The sequence below is a fragment of the Mycoplasma sp. Pen4 genome, assembly GCF_014352955.1.
GTDB lineage: Bacteria > Bacillota_I > Bacilli_A > Mycoplasmatales > Metamycoplasmataceae > Mycoplasmopsis.
Genome location: NZ_CP060691.1, coordinates 627,602 through 644,314, shown reverse-complemented (window position 1 = coordinate 644,314; position 16,713 = coordinate 627,602). Strand labels below are relative to the sequence as shown.

The window sequence follows — 16,713 nt, the reverse complement described above, 5'->3', positions numbered from 1 at the left end:
AGTGTTTGCCTGACTAATTAATTCCATTGGTTATGCGATTTTCTCAGGATTGTGATACATACTTGTATTTCTTCCTGGTTGAATTCTTCATATCATTTACACAACACTAGAATTTGTTGCTTTAAAACTACCAATTTACATTTTATTTGGTGGTTATGAAATAAACTTCTCAACTGGTTTCTTTATAAGGTTCTTTGGTATTGCACTGATATGTCTTTTCTTTGTAGTTGGTATAGTCTTTTATAGATTTATACAAGCAAGAAAAGATGTAGAAAACCAACAATTATTCAAAGAATCAATAAAGCGTGGGACATTATCATTTTTAATGGTAGTTGGAATACCAATATTAATGTGATTAATGATGATCTTTTTTGTAATTATTTATCAGTTAGTTAAAAATTCAATCTTTAACCAAGATACATCTCTATCACAATACATATTTAAAGTATTAGAACCAAAATGAACTGAAACATCAGAAGGACACAAAGCATGAATTCAAGTGCAAAATACATTTCAACCTTTAAGTTATAATGAATGATTTTACATAGATGGTAGTGGTATTTTACTTATCATCAAACTTGCAATTGCAATTTTTGCAATTGTAGTTGTGATCTTTGGACTTTTTATACGTGTTATCAAAGCAATTGCTTATGAATTTGTTTATTTCTTATGATTACCAGTTGCTATAACACAAGGGACTAATGATGCAGGAGAAACATTAAAGAAATGATTTGCTAAATTCACAGAGAGTGTATTAAGTATTTTCATTATATTAATTTGTCTTCTCTTATACATTATGTTGCTTCAAACTACTTTTGAACAAGTACCATCATTGATTGATGAGATTTTAGGTGATAATTCAACAGCACTTTCTGGTGAATGAACTACATCAATTTTATCAATTGCAATCATCTTAGGTATGACTTATGGAATTAATGGTATGATAACCAGATTAATGTATTTCTTTAATCTAGATCAGTTTGCTGAATCATCAATCAGACTAAGACGCAACAAGAACAAAACAGCAAATAACACAGCAAATACAAAAGAAACCAAAGCTGAAGCTAACAAAACAATTAGCTATGAAAAAAACACATTAAAAAGAAATAATGATTTAGGTGTAAGAGCAAAAACAAGTGCTAGAAATGCTAAAAACACTATGAGTAAGGAAAAAACAGCAGAACAAGCAATTAACAATGCTCTTAAACCTTGATTTATTAAGATATTTAACAAGTTGCAAGAAGGAGATAAGGTGAAATAGATGCTACAAGCAAAACCACTAAAAAGAAACCAATTCAAAATTTTTAGAAATATGTCTTGGTTTGATATGATTGTATTTCTGATTTTTGCTTTATCTGACTTTATAATTTGTTTCTTTGGTTTCCCACATTTAAATATTGCATATAGAGTATTAATTTCAGTAATGTTTATACCACTGATTATGTCGTTATTTTTAACAGTTAAAGATACATCATATAAGGTTTATCAAATGCTTTGAATTTGAATTAAGTATGAATCATCTAAAAAGAAATTTAAAGATGATGAGATAAATGACTTAATGGTATTCACTGAAATAGATAATGATGGAGTTCTTGCTACAAACAAACTAAGCAAAAATAAAGAATTTTATGCAAGATTATTGAAGTTGCATGGTAATTCCATTTTTAAATATGATAAATACAACCAAGAACAACTTTTAGAAGAACTAACAAAAGGAATTAGTACTATCAAAACACCAATTAACATCATTAAAATTAACAGTAAAAATGATTTTAAGGAAAATATATTCTATGCTGATGAAGCACTTAAAAAATTTAAAGACAAGAAATCACAAATTTATTTAAATGCTTTAAAAAGTGATTTAGAGTTGTTTGAAAACCAAAAATACCAAGTCTATTACATTTTAGTTTATGGTGAAAGTGAAACTGCATTAATTGAAAACACCCAAAATGTTAAAACTGCTTTTGAGAATGTTAATTTCTTAATTGAAGAGCAAGATCAAATTCAAACATTGCTTTTTTATAGTAATTTCTATGATCTTGATAAATCACAACCAGAAATTGAATTAAAAACATTAAATGCAAGAACAGATAGAGTAAATATTAGAGAAATATTAGACATAAACTCTATTGAGTTTTCTTCAAATAACTTTAAGGTAAATGATAAATACCACTCTATGCAAGGAATAAAAGAATTTGATTATGAAGTAGATAATGGTTGACTTAATACTATTTATGATAGTGATTCAAATGTTTTTATCAGTATTAGTCCTTTATCACAAACTGTTGCAGAGAAACTTCTTGAAAGTTCCAACAGAAAAATTGGAGCACAAGCTTATGAAAAAACACAACACTTTTTAAGAGATAAGAAAAACCAGTATGAGTATGAAATTTTTAATCAATTGACTGAAAACATTGTTAAAAACCAAACAAAACCACTATTAGATGTTGGAGTTTATCTATTAAATACAGCATTAAAAGAAAATGATTTAAATGAAATCGAAAAAGTAAATGAATCAAATGCTAAAAAAGAAAACATTAAGTTGGGAAAATTTAATTTCGAACAGTTTAAATGTTGAAATCAATCACAAATTCCACCAACAGATTTCTTAAACACCTCAATTCAAGCATTACCAGAATTAATTGCTTTTGGTTGACCTTGAAATTTAGAATTATTGAATGATCATAATAACTTTATTTTAGGAACTCAAAAGAATGATGGTTCCCCAGTGTTCTTTGATCTATTCCATAGAGATGGGTACAGGAGAAATAGTAATGCAATTATTATTGGAACATCAGGTAGTGGTAAATCCACTTTCAGTATGAAACTTTTAAATTATATGCATTATGCAAAATCACAAATTATCATCATTGATCCACAAGATGAATATGTTGATTTATGCAAAAATATTTCAGGTCAATATATTGATATAAAAAATGACTCTAAAACAATTATTAATCCACTTGAAATCCAAATAAACAAAGTAAATAGTGATAATACCACTGTATTTAACATAATTGATAATCACATTGACTTTGTTTCAAAATGATTCCAAATTCTTTTTGAAAGCATTTCTAATACAGAGAAAATTCTAATCAAAACTGCTTTAAAAACTCTTTATATTAAATGAAATTTTTATCACCAAAAAACAATTAAAGATCTTAAAAGACAGAAAAATTGACCTATTATTGATGACTTTATTAAAGAACTAGAAAACACTCAATTCAATAATGAATTAGAGAAAGAAATTTACCAAAAACCATTAATTAAACTTGTTAAAGAGTTTAAATTCTTTTTCCAAGAACAAATTTCTAATAAAAACATCTTTAATAAACCATCAAACATCAATTTAGACAACAAGTTTATTGTATTTAATGTTAAAAAACTGCTAGCACAACAAAATCAAGGTTCAGCACAAGCACAAATTTATTTACTATTGAATATCATTAACACAAAAATTTATATGAACTCAATCAATAATTCAAAAAATAAGACAATTCTTTTTATTGATGAAGCACACTTTGCTTTAAAAGATAACACACCAGTAATTAGAGAGTTTATTATTGATACAACCAAAACAATTCGTAAATATAATGGTTCTATTGTTTTAGCAACTCAAAATGTAAATGATATTTCACAAAATGCAGCAAAAATACTTGGAAATATTCAATACTCATTTTTCTTTAACTGTAAGCAACTTGATATTGATTCAATTAAAGCATTATATGAAACCAACCAAACTTTAACAGATCAAGATCTAAAATTCATTTCAAATGCTAAAACAGGTGAATGTTTAATGCTTTTAACTGAAAAGAAACACTACCAGATTAAAGCAAATTACAACAATTTAGAAAAAGACTTATTCTTTAAAGATTTCACAATTATAGAGAAATACACTAAGTCTCTTAAATTTGAAATAACAGCTTTATTTAAAAAGTTATCTGATTCAGAGTTGAAAGATGAATTATTAACAGAATATAACAAGGAAATAGCAATGTTTGAATCTAATTTATCTTTATATTCTAAAAATCAGGAATTTTTAAGTTTCCTAGTTTCATTTAAAGAAAACTTAATTAAAGTAATCAGAAATATTTAGTTTAAATATTTTAAAAGGAGAATGAATGAATTCAGAAACATTTTTTTACAGTTTGAGATTAGTAAATGGTGAAAGAGTTGAAAACTTACCTTATGATAAAAAAGTAGATCATATTTATTATCAAAACAAAATTAAAACAGGTGAATGATACTTTTCATTAGATAGAGAAACTAACTATTATCATTTAAAGAACAAAAATGGTGATTGAATTAAAACTGATTACTCACCTGATAGAGCAGATTTTGAAATAAATAGATTTAAACTTTTAGAACACCTTTTAACAAAAGATACCAAATATTATGATAGTAGATATGGGTACACAAGATCAGTTAAAAAAGAAACATTGCAGGTTGAAAAAGCATATCTAGCAAAAAGAATGTGTTTTATTGAAATGCAAGGAAAAATGCTTAATAATGGTGAATATGATGTTTATCAAATTAATCAAATATATCATTCAACATATGGAGAACCAAGAATTACAAAAATTAACAAAGAACAAGTCTCACATATTTATACGTATGATGATATAAAACTAGGTTATTACTTTATTAAAAAGGGAGTAAATAGCGATCCTTTTGCAAAAGAAGTAGTTGAAAAAGTTTTATCAGATGTTAAAGAACTTATAGAATTTGAAGATGATTTTTATGATGAAAGTGAAACTGATTAAAAATCAGTTCAAGGAGTAAATATGGAATTAGAAAAAGAATTAAAAGATGAACTAAAATACTTTATAAAACATTTCAAAATAAATATGAATGAAAATGCTGTTTTTGAAGCAATAGAGAACAATATTGATACAAGTGATAGAAAATTATTACTCAATGTTTTAAGTTTCTTTAAAAGCAATTTTAAAGGTTATTCAAATGAAAACATTGCAAATTTATTATGGCCTTCTATAAATAACCCTGAAAAGTTAAGGGAAATTTATCAAGAAATCTGAAAACATTCAATATTTTTGAAAAAACAAGATGATGATTGAAAACTTGCTTATTTAGAAAGCAAAGCACAAGATATTTCAGAGAGAGTATTTAGATTTGATGAATTACAAAGTTTAATAAATATTGATCTAAAAGAAAACGGTTTAGAAAGTGAATATATTTACTTAGTTAGTGAAATTAAAGATCTTTCTACAAATGATTTTCTTTCAATTAATGATTCAAGAAACAAAATTGAGATTATTAATTCAAAAAAATTAGATGAATTATTTAAAGAGAAACTCAATGAAAGTACTGAAGATTACATTATTAGCATATTAGAGAGAAAAAAATGAGTAAAACAAGTTTAAAAAAAAGATGCTGAAACATGAATTAAAAACCAGCAAATTCCATGTTGTAATCATAGAAAACATAATATTTATCAAACAATGAAGTATGCTAGAAAACATAATAAAGTTGTTTTTGATACTGTATATTGATTATTGAATACACAAAAAGTGAATTTAACACATAAAAATTTAGCAATAGTTTGTAAAACTTTATGTACGCCACTCAAAAAACTTAAAAAAGTGAGAATAGTCAATTTTTACAATAAATTATTCCATAGCAAAACTAGCAAATATATTGCATTCACAAAACCAGAATATAAGGAAACTATCTGAAACTTAATTGATAAAGATATCAAAAGAAAAGGTAAAAGTTCTGAGTTATTAGAATATAAAAACACATTATTCAAAGAATACACAGATGAAACACTTAAAAATAACTATTTAGCAGTTTGTGTAATTACTGATGGTATTGATGAAGCAATTTATACACTCTTTGAAAATTTTGATGAAATCAAAAACTCACTTAGATTTGCTATTGAAAAGGAATTATTAGATTGCTGATATAGAGAATTTAAGGATAATCCTAAAAATATCCAAGGAAAGTGTTTTTAAAAGATAAGAAAATAAGAAACTATGCAAGTAGTTTTTTATTTAAAAATAAAAGAAATTTACTAATTTTAAGGAGTAAAAATGAAAAATAAAAAGTTAATTTTAACTTCATTATTACAAATTCCTATAATAACAGCTATCAGTACAATTTCATATGTTCCAACTGATACATTTAGTCCTGAAACACCTGATGATATAGAATTTACAAAAGATTTTACTTATGATAGTTTGTTAAAAATGTTTCATGATGCTTTTCCTGAAAATGTTATTTTAGGGCCAAGAGAAAATGAATATAAGTTAATTAATGAAAATCACATTTCAACTGAAAATACAGATGCTACACCATACATTAACACAGGTAATGAGATTGACTTTGTAAATCCAAGGTATTTTGATTTAGATGAAGAAAGAGACAAAATATATTCATTATTGAATGATAATGTAGAAGTATTATCTTTTGATAGTTTTTGACTTAATTTCAAAGGAAACTTAAAGTTTTATGATGTTTCTAACCAAGACATTTTCAATGTTGCTAATAATAAACCTAAAAAAGCATTAAATTTAAGTAATATTCCAGAATTATCTGAAAAAATAAGATCAGAACAAATCAGAGCAACAGTATTTGGTGTAAATTTCAATGAGACAAACAACAAATTTACTTCATCATATATACCAAAATACCTAACATATAGTTATAAACAAAATTCCGCAAATAATCAATGAAAGTTATTTTCAAAGCAAACAAACCCTGATTGAAGCAGAAATAACACACCAGAAAATGCAACAATTACCATTCAAAATAATGAGTTTTGAACTTCTATAAGACCTTTTTACCCATCAGGTGGATTAATAATTACTTCTGATGGATCTGAAAATTTTAGTTTTCTTCAAAATGATGAAGTACATGATTTAAAAGATGCTATGCTTAATAGTTTCTACAAATTAAACTTATACAATGATCTAAAAACAGCATACAGACATAAACAAAATCAATATTTAGTGCAATCTAATAACCCTATAACAATGAAGGTGGAAAGACCCTTGCCTAATAGTTTATGAATTACACCTAGTGCAAGAGAAAGAAACCTTAGAAACTTAGAATTCACTACAACAATAAACTACATTGATGAAGCAGATATGAAAGAATATGCATTTAATCAATTCTTTAATGCAAGGGGACTTAATAAAATCAATAATGAATGATACTTTCAGGTAGATTATGATGCATTTGTTGATTATGTTTCTAATTTTGGTAAAAATGTTAATCAATTAAAGATATATGAAATTCTAAAAGAGACTTTTGGAACAGCAAATTTTGAATTCAAGTTCCAGAAGGAACCAGAAGTTATTGTTAAATACAATTATTACAATAATGAAAGTGGTGTAAGAGTTCATTTAGTACCTAATTACTCATACTATGATACCAATTGATGAGAAAGATTAACTATTAATGTACCAAAAATAGTGAATAATGAAACATCATTACAAAAGATATTTTCACTGAATGTTCTTGCACCTAAAAGTGATGATCAAGTTTCAGGTGGTGAAAAACCATCAGATCAATATCAAATTTCACAGTTAGAACAACCATCAATAACATTTTTCTCACAAGCAGTTATAAACCTACCATTAAGTGTTAAAAGAAATGAAGAATTGCTTATCAATGATAAAGTAATACCAGTTTCATTAACAGGTTTTACATATAATGTTTTACCCAATGATAAGAAATTAAAGATACAAGTTAAGGTATATCATAGAGAAGAGAATGGTGAAATTAATAGAGATAATTTTAAAATTTACACCATTACTGAAGACTTGTTTAAATCAGCAAAAGTAAATACAGTTTTTGATGAAATTGAATTTAAATTGCATAGTTGAGACCCAACAGTTAATTTAAATCAAGCACAAAAGATAAATCCATACATAATTGATACTAATTTTAAGGAAATTCAAGATGTAGATGGTAATTTAATACCAAACCCTGATTATGACCCTAAAATTAATGCTAAAACAGGTACATACGAGCAAATCTGGACTTTAAACAGTTCTTTTTACAAACACATTCAAGATCTAAATTTATGACCTACAATTACAAAATTAGAAGAAAACAAACTTTCAGAATACTTTGCAGAAGAAAGGAATTCCATCATAGCAAAAACAATCTTTGCTGATAATGGTTTAGTTCTCAATTTTGGAGAAGGTTTTGATAGAATTGATGGTTTTTACTTAGGGAATAATTTAAGCGAATTAAATGATAGTAAAATAAGGAATTCTAAGTTTTCATTACCTAATGAAAGTGAAAAGATATTATATTTTACAAGTCCAAGAGCAAATGGTTGATATCTTTTAAGTGCAACACAAAAAACAGGATTAACTAAGTATTATTTAATTTACCAAACAAACCAAAAATTCAAGCAAAGAGAACAGCAAAACATTCTGGATAAGGCATTTAATGAATTAAGAAATGCAAAATTAGTAAATAATTTAGCAAATTCAAAATTCCTTACTCCTTTTAGAGAATATACAAAAAATAAGTCATTAGATATTGAAAGTATGAGTTATTCAGACTTAGTAATTGAATATGAAAACTTCTTATTCTACAATAATGTAGTCTTTAATGTTAATTTTAAAGAGTTAAATACATCAGAATTATTAAGAGAATTCTTTTTTGATGAGTTGATTAAAAACAATAAGCTTATTTTAAGAGATCAGCCATTATTCAAGGAACAAACAAATAGTGAATTACCAATAGATAATTGAAATTTATCTACTCCTTTAAGGAGTGTTTTAGGGAATTTAACACCTAATAACTTATCATCAAAACCAGAACTTAATGAATTTTTAGAATTATTTAAGCAATTTCTAGAAACAAAAATTCAAAACAACAAAGAAGTTAAGAATATTTATAGTTATTTTTCATCTGAACCTATTTCAAATGAAATATTAAAACCAGAAACTTTTGAATATTTAAATAATGTTAATGATAAAAATATTGAAGTAAGACAACCAAATGAAAGCATTTATACATATGACTTTTCATTCAAATATAATCTAGATCCAAACCAAACCGTTATTAGATTTAATATGAATAGAAATAATCATACTGTTGATTTAACACCATTCCTTTCAGCACTTGGTTATAAGGTTAAATGACCTATAAAAGCAGAAATTGATAAGGGCAAAATTAAAGAGTTTTTAGAAAACAAAACTTTTAATGATTGAAACAATGAAACTGGTTTGAAGGAAATTATTGATTATATTAAAGAGAATATCTTAAACATAACAATTAATGGTGAAACATATCAACAAAATGCATTTGATACAACAGAAATACACCTTGGAACCAAGGAAATTCAACTTAGAGATATTATCAATGCATTAAAACCAGAAATTAATTTAACAGCAAAGAGCATTTATATTTATCTTAATAATGAAATTGAAGTAGAAAATGAAAATATGGTGTTCTATCAATCTGATTCAAGAATTGATTTAGAACTACCAAACTTCTCAAACCCATTTGCATTTTTAAAAAGCATTAAGAACTTATCATATGATAATTTAACCAGAGATGAACTTGTTGCAAAATTGAATGATCCTGCATTGTTTAATAACTTTGTAATGAATACATATATTGATAACAAGTCATATAACTTTAACCTTAACTATTTAAGAGACTTTTACATACAAAATATCAATGATAATTTAAGTCTTTTAACAACTGATGAATACACAAAATATTTATCAGATGATGAAATAAAAGATGAAGGAGTTAAAACATTGCTTAAAAACCTTGTTTTAAGGCCTTTAAATGCATTAAACAGAGATGATATATTAATAGAACAACTTAAATATATCTTTGCTAATAAGAGCAAAATAAATGCTAATAGTGATAAAACCAATTTACCTAACTTTAATTTACCTAAACCTGAATTAATCAACCAATTCAAAACACCTGAATTCAAAGTTGAATATCAAGAAGCAATGAAAAATTATGAAGTATTAGAAAGAATTTTTAAGTACTGAGTACCAAAAGCAAGAAAGAGTTTCACTATTTCTAACCATAGAAAGACAATTTATGATGGAACATTATCAGAATTACTTTCTGATATGGAACCATTTAAGATTATTTTAAGTGATGAAAATAATTTATTTACCTGAGAAAAAATAAATGATTTCTTTCGTTCAAAAATAAGAGAGTACAACAAAATTTCACTGCAACCAGATAAATTTAGGTTTTTAAATAATTCATTAGACAAATTTAAAGAGTGATTAGAATATGCTAAAAAACTTAAAAATAGTCATAGAAAGAAAATTTTATATTACTTATGAAGTTTTTTAGATCAACAAGCATTAAAAATAAGCAAAAATAAAGTTGAAACCATAAAACTGTTTTCACACTTTTTCCCAAATGCTACCATTGATAACCTAATACAAGGTATTTATGATGGTTTAAAACTCACAAATAAATATCAGGGACAAGATACTGAAACATTAAAAGAAGGTATTTTCAATAAGGAAACAAGTTTAAATGAAAGTTTCTACCTATTAAAAACATCAACCAACTTTGTTTCACCATTTAGATCTATAACTGGTACTTATAATTTACCAATTTATGTTTTTAGTAATATTGATCCAGAAAATTTAAATGATAACACATTCAAAACTACACCAGATGATGATTTTACAGATGATTCTGGTACAACAAATACCAATGGTGATGATGAAGGAGATGAAGAAACAGCTAATGGAAATCCAGGAAAAAATGGTGATAGTGGAATAAATAATGGTGATGATAATCACTCAAACACCAATAATAATGACGCTGGAAACGGCAATGAAAATAACCAAAAACCCAATGATAAAGGGACAAAAGAAAAAAACAATGATGCGGAAACGCCAAATGGTGGTGATAAAAACCCAATTCATTTAGCTAACAAAATTGACTTATCAAAATATAAGTTTAAAAATATTCAGTTTTTTATAAATAATGAATATTTAGATGATATTAAAGTTGAAATTGTTAAAGAAATTGTGAAAAATATTGTTGAAGTATTTAATTTTGATGAAAAAATAAAGTCAGAAATTATCAATCAAATTGAACTACCTGAATTTGATGATGAGTTTTTTAAAGTTATCAACAAAAAAGAGAAACAAAAATTAATTAATGGTAAAGATTACTATGAAAATACCAAACTACTTAATTTTAGAGCAAAGAAAAACTCAACTATATTAACAGGTGGAAATAACTTTACAATAGATTTTTACACTAGCAAAGATTTTAATCCATTCAAAAAGCAGGAAGAAGCAGCAAAAGAAAGGATTATATGAATTTCATCTGTTGTACTTGGAATAATAATACTATCAGGTGGAATAGCAACAGTATTTACACTAAATAAAAGACAAAGAAAGGTAAAGGTATTCTAATGAATAAATGAAAAAAACCTATGAGAATGAAATTCTTTTGGTTATGAATTGTAGGTGCAATTTTTATGATGTTTATACCATATTCAATCATTGACTTAGTTAATAGTTGATACCTATTTGATACAGCACAAATTGTTATTGTGATAAGTATTATTACAATTGCTACAATCTTTTCTTTTGTATCAATAATCTATTTATTCTTACAATTGAAAATAATCAAAAAGAAACGTAAATTAACAAAGAAATTAATTGCAATTCAAAAGGAAAATAACCCAGAAAATGCAAAAACAATTAAACAAATTGAAAATGAAATTGAAGTTTTAAATAAAACCTACTTTAAATAAAGGAAAAACATGAAAATATACTACAAAGGAACAGTATTTCCATCAAAACACAACAAAATTACAATGGATGTTAATAATGTTGGTTATGTAATTAATGTAATTAATTCAGAACATTTTATACCATGAGAGAAACAAAAAGTATATATTACTGAAATTCAAAAGGACATATATGGTTTCAGAACATTTAATGAAAACATAATGTTTCAGCAATTAACTCAACCAAAAGACATCTCACCATACAAAGCACTAACAATACTTAGAGATAATGATTTAATTGATTTATGCAAAGCAATAGTAAATGAAGACTATAATAAATTACTTGAATTAAAACTAAGTGAGATGACCTTAAATAGAATTTTTAGAACAATGAAAAAGACAGCATTATATGTTCTGGATTCATTAAGAGAAAAAACACCAATTCAAAATTTTGATGGAATAATTCAAGCAGAAACAGAAACCATTCAAAATGATGAAAAACTCTAAGAAATAGCATTAAAAATAAACTCACTACACATTTATGTAGTGAGTATTCTTTTATATATTTAAATTTATATCTTAATATATTATAAAAAATGATGAGTGTATATTGCTAACAACAGCACCCCATACTTGATGCAATGCAACCTTATTTTATTAATGTGTGGCGATGCTTGCAAACAGGTTGTTCCATTTAATTTTCATGTTTTAAAACACTACTAATTCACACATAAATATTGTATCATTATTTTTATATCTTGATTTATTAATTTCTGATATCATTTCCACAAAAACATCTCAGTTATATAAATTAAAAAGGTTTTTAAATTAAGAAATTATCAAATAAGACAAATGCAACATTAAAATGTTGTTTTTTAATTTGAATTCAGTTTGTAATTTCCAAAATTTTATAAAAAAATGATGGGTTATGGTTCACAATAACCCCCACCTTAAAACATAGCAACCTTATTTTATTAATGTGTGGCAATGCTCGCAAGCATAATGTGCTGCTTATTGATTTCTCAATCACACATAAATATTGTAGCATAAAAGACATTTATTATTTATATTAAAAAACTCATAAAAAAGATGGATTATGCTTACTGAAAGGATCTATCTTATATTAAATACTTAGTTAAATAATTATTTTAAATTACATTTTTGATAATCTTTGCATTAAATCAACAAATGCAGCATATTCTTCTGGTCTTTCTCTTTTTTCTCTTTCCAATATTTCATCTAATTCTTCAGGTGTATTTCAACCAGAATTAACATTGATGATAATTTTATTTTTCATCTTTGGTTCCATATTAACTTCTTTCTTTATGAATAAATTTTATCTTTTTATCATTAATAACCAAAAAATATGGAAAACATAAAGTCAAAGCTTATGCAAAATGTAAAATGAAATCTATGTAATTTGTAAAGTGAATGATGTTTAAAATGTGGAAATTGAAACTGGAAAAACTCACAATTCCTTTGAATTTAATATAATTTATATTATGAAAAGAAATAAAAAATGATTAAAATTTATCAGTTTAGGAGCACCTGTTGTGCTTCTTCCATTGATATCAGTGTCTTGTGAAACACTTAATAAGTACTTTTTAAAATATAGAAAAGAACCAAAAGATAAACAAGATCCTAAATCACCTTCAACACCCCCAGAAACAAAAAAGGAGACACCTTCAACACCACCTGAACCAAATTCAAACACAACAAATCAGGTAAACCCAATTGATGTAATTAACAATTTCAATAGTATTTATACATCAGCAAATCAATTTGATGTAAATCCGCAAGCATTTCATGCTGCTGGTACATTTTTAGCACATATTATACCTGCTAAACCTTCAACACCACAAGAAACATGGAAGTTCATCTTAAAACATGCACCTACTATCTGATATTACTCAGGAATTAGCAAATATTATGATTACATATTACAAGCAGATAACTTACCAAATAGTGTTGAAACCATTCAAAAAAGATTGCTTAAATTAAAATCAGGGCAAAGTAGTTATGAAACTATAAACATTGAACCACCAAGAACTAGATTAGGTATAGAATGAGTTAATGCTAGAACATATGACTTAGACACAATTATTCAAGTATTTGGTGATTTCTATACTTTTACTTCTGGTTATGCTTCAATGTATCATGGAATTGTTCCATTAGAACGTGATAGCAAAGAAACAGAGATTAAAAAGTCTGTTTCAGATCGTGATGCAAACTGACATAAATATAGAGATGCTGACTTAACAGAAGAAGAAGGAAGCTATAAAAGAATTTCATATCGTGATATGTATAAAGTTTCAAGAAACTTCTATGAAAGACAAGATAGACACTTCATACAAGATAGAGTTAAAATAAGTCCAAATGATAGTTCAAGAGAAAGAAGAATGCTTTCACTTGATCCTGTTCCAGGAGTTTCACCTTCTGATTATCTTTATGTTAATAAATGATACAACTATAAATACCCTTATTCATCATTAACAAAAATAGATAACAGAAATTATATTGGTGTATTCCCACAGGAATATCAAACAGAAACAAAAGAATGATCTCCAATGCTATTTTACAATTCAACACTTGTTTTAGCACCATTTAAGGCTATTTTAAACTCAAATGTAATGAGTAAAGGTCTTACACTATTAAAACACTATGTAGATTTCAAAATAGTGCTCTCAATGCTTAAAAAAGACCCAACAAAAACCTTTATTGAGTTATTAGATGATAAAACAAACACAAAATTACAAGAATTCTATGCTAAAAACAATTATGAAAATGGTTTTAGAACACTTTTATCAGCATTAATTGGAGCAGTTTCTAGTGTGATTGACCCAACTATCTATTTAAACTACATTAATGAAGATGGTAAAAAATACTTCTTCTATGATGAATGACCTGATTCATATGAAATAGCATTACATGGTCGTAAAGACTACTTACAACCTTCAAATCAGCGTGCAATTTATACTTTTGGTATAAATCTATACAACAAGTTTTTAATGCCTTTAAATTACATTTTAAATGAAGAAGATGAGTTTGTATTTCCTACATCAGGTAGATTTAGTGCAGAAAACAAAAAAGAAGCAAAATTTAAAACAGCATTATTTAATGAATTCTATAAACCAGTATTTGGAGCAATTGAAACACTACCAAAAGATGCAAATGATGATGCTAAATTAATGGTAGCAAGACAAAAAGTTAAGAACTTCCTTGAAAATTCTATTGTTAAAATAGTTTCAGCAGCACCAGATTCTAATGAAAATAACCATAAATATATTCAAAAAGATAAGAATTTACTTTTAATTTACAATATTACATCAAAAGATATTGAATCAAATCACTTCAACAGACTTTGATTAAAACCTGAAACAACAACAGGAGAATAACTTAATATCACATACATAAGATTATTAATTCTTATGTATTTTTTTATTCTTATTTATGTGAAAATAGTTTCACAAAATGTGGAACAGCACTTATTTTAAGGTTTATTTAGTAAAATTTGAATATGAATGAAAGAAATATAAAAGAAATAGAATACATTAACAAATTATCTTGTGATGAGATAACAGCATTATCTGAAAAGTTCAAAAACTCAGATGAAAGAAGGGAACAAAAACTAAATATTAACAAAAGAATAGTAAGAAAGATAATAGGACAAAACAACAATGTATATGAATTTGTAATTTATGAGTATTACTACTATGTTAATGGTAAAAAGCACTTCAAGAGATATTATCCAGAAAAATATATACATCTATTTCATAGAACTTATGATACCAAACTAGTTATTGATAGTTTTTATCAATACTGTGGTTTAATCAGAAACAAATTTGTTAAGATCAGTTGAAATTTATGTAAATATTATGCAAACAAATATGACTTATTTAACCAAACAAGCAATATAGAGATAAAGAAACAATATGCAAATACAATTTATATCTCAATTGATGATTGTTATGGTAAAGCAAGGGGAAATAATAAGGTCAGCAAAACAAATAGTAAGATCATAAAAATATTCTCAGATAAAAATGAAAGTCCAATTTATACATATGAAACATACACTTCACAAGACAAAGAGAAGCTTACAAACAAATCAAGAGCAGAATTAATAATGACTATTATTCAAAAGTATTATGTTATAGACACAAACACCAAATTATACCTTTTAAGTGATGGTGCAGTTTACTTCAAAAATTTAGCAAAATTATTGAATGCAGAACATATTTATGATCACTTTCACTTTATTAAACATTTCAATTTCATATTCAAAAAACCAATATTTATCATTAAGAATGATGTTAAAGAAAAACTCTTAATTGATAATCAACCAGTATGGAAATGACTGCAAAATTCAATTGAAAACAAAGATGAATTCATAGACAAATTACTACAACTATTAACTTATGAATTTAACAATAAGTACACAAAAAATAACATAAAAGCATTCTTGAAATTCATAAATAACAATTGCAAAGACTTAAAATTCAATGTAAATAACATTACAGCACAGTCTGAATCATCTGTAAGTTTATTTAAATCATTATACAAAAAGAGATATTCAACATTTTCATTAAATACAATATTCAATTTAATCAGTATCAATAAAAGTGAAAAATGCAACTTCTTGAATTTTAAATCACTAGTTAATGAAATCAGGGAAACAGCAGAAATTACTTATGAACCAATTCTTTGAAATGAGATAAATTACAATCATTATTGAAATAATTAATTTGAATATTTAAGGAATTGTGGTATCACGCGTGCATTATGCGCGATAAATATATTTAGAATAAATATATTGCTCTTGTCTTTAATATCATCCCTGATTATTTCAAATTGGGGGGTTAGCATTAAATAGCAGGTATTGCTTTATATAACAGAGTATATTCAATTAGCCATAGTAAATGACGCACTAATGAATAGAATATATTCAATACAACATGTAGTACATGACGCATTAAAGAGTAAATAAGAAAATACACATCATT

At 25.7% G+C, this 16,713-nt stretch carries 11 protein-coding genes; 10 read left to right on the top strand and 1 reads right to left on the bottom strand.

Annotated features, from left to right (window positions below):
- Position 1 precedes the first annotated feature (1 nt).
- From H9M94_RS02540 to H9M94_RS02505, 8 genes are all read left to right on the top strand, one after another.
- The gene (locus H9M94_RS02540) at positions 2-1,261 is read left to right on the top strand and encodes an Mbov_0396 family ICE element transmembrane protein (protein ID WP_187469246.1); all 1,260 of its coding nucleotides are present in this window, start codon (positions 2-4) and stop codon (positions 1,259-1,261) included.
- Positions 1,262-4,096: an Mbov_0397 family ICE element conjugal transfer ATPase gene (locus H9M94_RS02535; protein WP_187469388.1), complete on the top strand. Its 2,835-nt coding sequence runs from the start codon at positions 1,262-1,264 to the stop codon at positions 4,094-4,096.
- Between the two features lie 25 nt (positions 4,097-4,121).
- Positions 4,122-4,763, top strand: coding sequence for a hypothetical protein (locus H9M94_RS02530; protein WP_187469387.1), 642 nt, complete (start codon positions 4,122-4,124; stop codon positions 4,761-4,763).
- 21 nt (positions 4,764-4,784) lie between these two features.
- Entirely contained in the window at positions 4,785-5,381 is a 597-nt protein-coding gene (locus H9M94_RS02525; protein WP_187469386.1) for a hypothetical protein, read from the top strand.
- Positions 5,382-5,459: 78 nt separating this feature from the next.
- On the top strand, positions 5,460-5,972 hold the full coding sequence (locus tag H9M94_RS02520) for a hypothetical protein (protein ID WP_187469385.1): 513 nt from the start codon (positions 5,460-5,462) through the stop codon (positions 5,970-5,972).
- A gap of 78 nt (positions 5,973-6,050) precedes the next feature.
- Entirely contained in the window at positions 6,051-11,393 is a 5,343-nt protein-coding gene (locus tag H9M94_RS02515; RefSeq protein ID WP_187469384.1) for a hypothetical protein, read from the top strand.
- On the top strand, positions 11,393-11,737 hold the full coding sequence (locus H9M94_RS02510; protein WP_187469252.1) for a hypothetical protein: 345 nt from the start codon (positions 11,393-11,395) through the stop codon (positions 11,735-11,737). The genes H9M94_RS02515 and H9M94_RS02510 overlap by 1 nt, the downstream gene beginning before the upstream one ends.
- Before the next feature lie 9 nt (positions 11,738-11,746).
- Positions 11,747-12,220, top strand: coding sequence for a hypothetical protein (locus H9M94_RS02505; RefSeq protein WP_187469253.1), 474 nt, complete (start codon positions 11,747-11,749; stop codon positions 12,218-12,220).
- Between the two features lie 646 nt (positions 12,221-12,866).
- Here H9M94_RS02505 and H9M94_RS02500 read toward each other — a convergent pair.
- The gene (locus H9M94_RS02500; protein WP_187469383.1) at positions 12,867-13,022 is read right to left on the bottom strand and encodes a hypothetical protein; all 156 of its coding nucleotides are present in this window, start codon (positions 13,020-13,022) and stop codon (positions 12,867-12,869) included.
- Between the two features lie 193 nt (positions 13,023-13,215).
- On the opposite strand from H9M94_RS02500, the gene H9M94_RS02495 reads away from it, so the two are divergent.
- Positions 13,216-15,108, top strand: a complete 1,893-nt coding sequence (locus tag H9M94_RS02495) for a hypothetical protein (protein WP_187469382.1) — start codon at positions 13,216-13,218, stop codon at positions 15,106-15,108.
- A gap of 122 nt (positions 15,109-15,230) precedes the next feature.
- The gene (locus H9M94_RS02490) at positions 15,231-16,454 is read left to right on the top strand and encodes an Mbov_0401 family ICE element transposase-like protein (protein WP_187469381.1); all 1,224 of its coding nucleotides are present in this window, start codon (positions 15,231-15,233) and stop codon (positions 16,452-16,454) included.
- The last annotated feature ends 259 nt before the right edge of the window (positions 16,455-16,713 follow it).